Annotated in this window: 1 protein-coding gene; it reads left to right on the top strand. The window is 73.4% G+C overall.

From position 1 onward, the window contains the following. Positions 1–571 precede the first annotated feature (571 nt). Positions 572–1,915 (top strand): C40 family peptidase, encoded by a 1,344-nt coding sequence (locus tag FNQ90_RS21340; RefSeq protein ID WP_182607844.1) that lies wholly within the window; start codon positions 572–574, stop codon positions 1,913–1,915. Positions 1,916–1,932: the final 17 nt, after the last annotated feature.

Below are 1,932 nucleotides of genomic sequence, written 5' to 3'. Positions count from 1 at the left end.
CAACGACGAGTCGTAGGAGGGCTTGCACACACAAACACACACGACGGTGATCCTCGCGCCGCCCCGGCCACGAGGATCACCACCCGCACATCACACCAAGCAACCGATCAGTTACCCAACACTTTCTGAGCCCCCGGCTTCGGTTCGGGCTCCTTCGCGGGCCCGGCGGGGCGGAATCGGGCAATTCCGATACGCGCCCTTCGCGGGTTTCGCCCTTTTCGACACTTTGGCGGGTTTCGCGTTTTCCGCCCCCTCGAATACCGAAAAGGGAATCACCCTGCGTCAAACCGGTGATCACATTCCGACCGGGGAACGAAAGGATCACAAAAAGATTTCGCTCATTTCGAGCATTCGACTTCCCCCGGGGCGTTCCCGCCGGCTAGCGTTCAGCGCCGGGTGACCCGCCTCCCCGCTCGTCGTCATCGACGACACGGGTCGCCCCCGCCGCGTCCGTCCCCGCCGAGGGGACGGGGTCGGCAGCGGCCGGGCCGGCGTCCATCGGGCGCCGGCGCCGTGCCGCCGTCCGGCCCGGCCCCGCGCCGACCGGCGGCGACGGAAGGAGAGACCGGCCTTGGGCGCTCACCGCAAGCCGCGTGCCGGACTGTTGGACTCCCCCACCGCCCGAAGGGGCGTGGTGGGCCTGGGAGCCGCCGCCCTCTCGGCGACCCTGCTCTCCCAGACCGCCCAGGCCGACGAGCCCGGTGGCACCGGCGACCCCGCCGCCGACGCGGCGACCGCCATCGAGGAGGCCCGGGAACGCGCCGAGGCCGCCGGGGAGCGCGCGGCCGGGGTCAAGGAGCAGGTGGACGAGTTGTTCCGCGAGGCGGGCACCGCCACCCAGCGGTACAACGCCGCCAAGGAACGCACCGAGGAACAGCAGCGCTCCGCCGACGAACTGGTGGAGGCCGCCGCCGAGGCCGCCGAGCGGGTCAACGAGGCCCGCCGCGACCTGGGCCGGTACGCCACCGCCCAGTACCGGCACGGCCGCGTCTCCGAGACCGCCACGCTGCTGCTGATGAACGACCCCCAGCAGTGGTTCGACACCACCCATGTCCTCGGCCGCGCCGGCGACCGGCAGCAACTCGCCCTGGACGACTACGTCGAGCGCCGCGGGGAGGCCGAGCTCAAGCGCGCCGAGGCCGCCGGGGCGCTGGAGGACCTCGAGGAGCGCCAGCGGGAGTTGCAGGAGCAGAAGGAGGAGGTCCAGGGCAAGCTGGCCACCGCCCGGGACCTGCTCGCCGGTCTCACCGAGGAGGAGGCCGAGGAACTCGCCGAGCTGGAACGACTGGAGACCGCCGAGGCCGAGCGGCTGGCGGAGGAGCAGCGGCAGCGCGAGGAGGCCGAGCGCCGCGAACGCGAGGAGGCCGAGCGGGCCGCCCGGCGGACCGCCGAACGCGAGGCCGCCGAGGAGGCGGCCCGGGCCGAGGCCGCGCAGGCCGCGGAGTCCGGGTCGGGATCCTCGGGATCATCGGCCTCATCGGGGTCCGGCTCCTCCGGCTCGGGGTCCGCGGGATCCACCGACGCCGGGGCGTCCGGCACCGGCTCCGGGAGCGACACCGGCGTCTCCACCCGCGCCGAACAGGCGATCGCGCACGCCCGGGCCCAGCTCGGCAAGCCGTACGTGTGGGGCGCCACCGGCCCCGGCTCCTACGACTGCTCCGGGCTCACGCAGGCCGCCTGGCGGGCGGCGGGCGTGGAACTGCCGCGCGTCACCTGGGACCAGGTCAACGCCGGCACCCGGATCGGCCGAGCCGACCTGCGCCCCGGCGACCTGGTGTTCTTCTACTCCGACATCAGCCACGTCGGGCTGTACATCGGGGACGGTCAGATGATCCACGCTCCCCGACCGGGCACGAACGTGCGGGTGGAGTCCATCTCGGTGATGCCCTTCCACAGCGCCGTCCGCCCCGGCTGACGGCCCCGGCCGGGCCC

Source organism: Streptomyces alkaliphilus (assembly GCF_014141535.1).
GTDB lineage: Bacteria > Actinomycetota > Actinomycetes > Streptomycetales > Streptomycetaceae > Streptomyces > Streptomyces alkaliphilus.
This window is presented reverse-complemented; position numbering and strand designations above follow the sequence as displayed.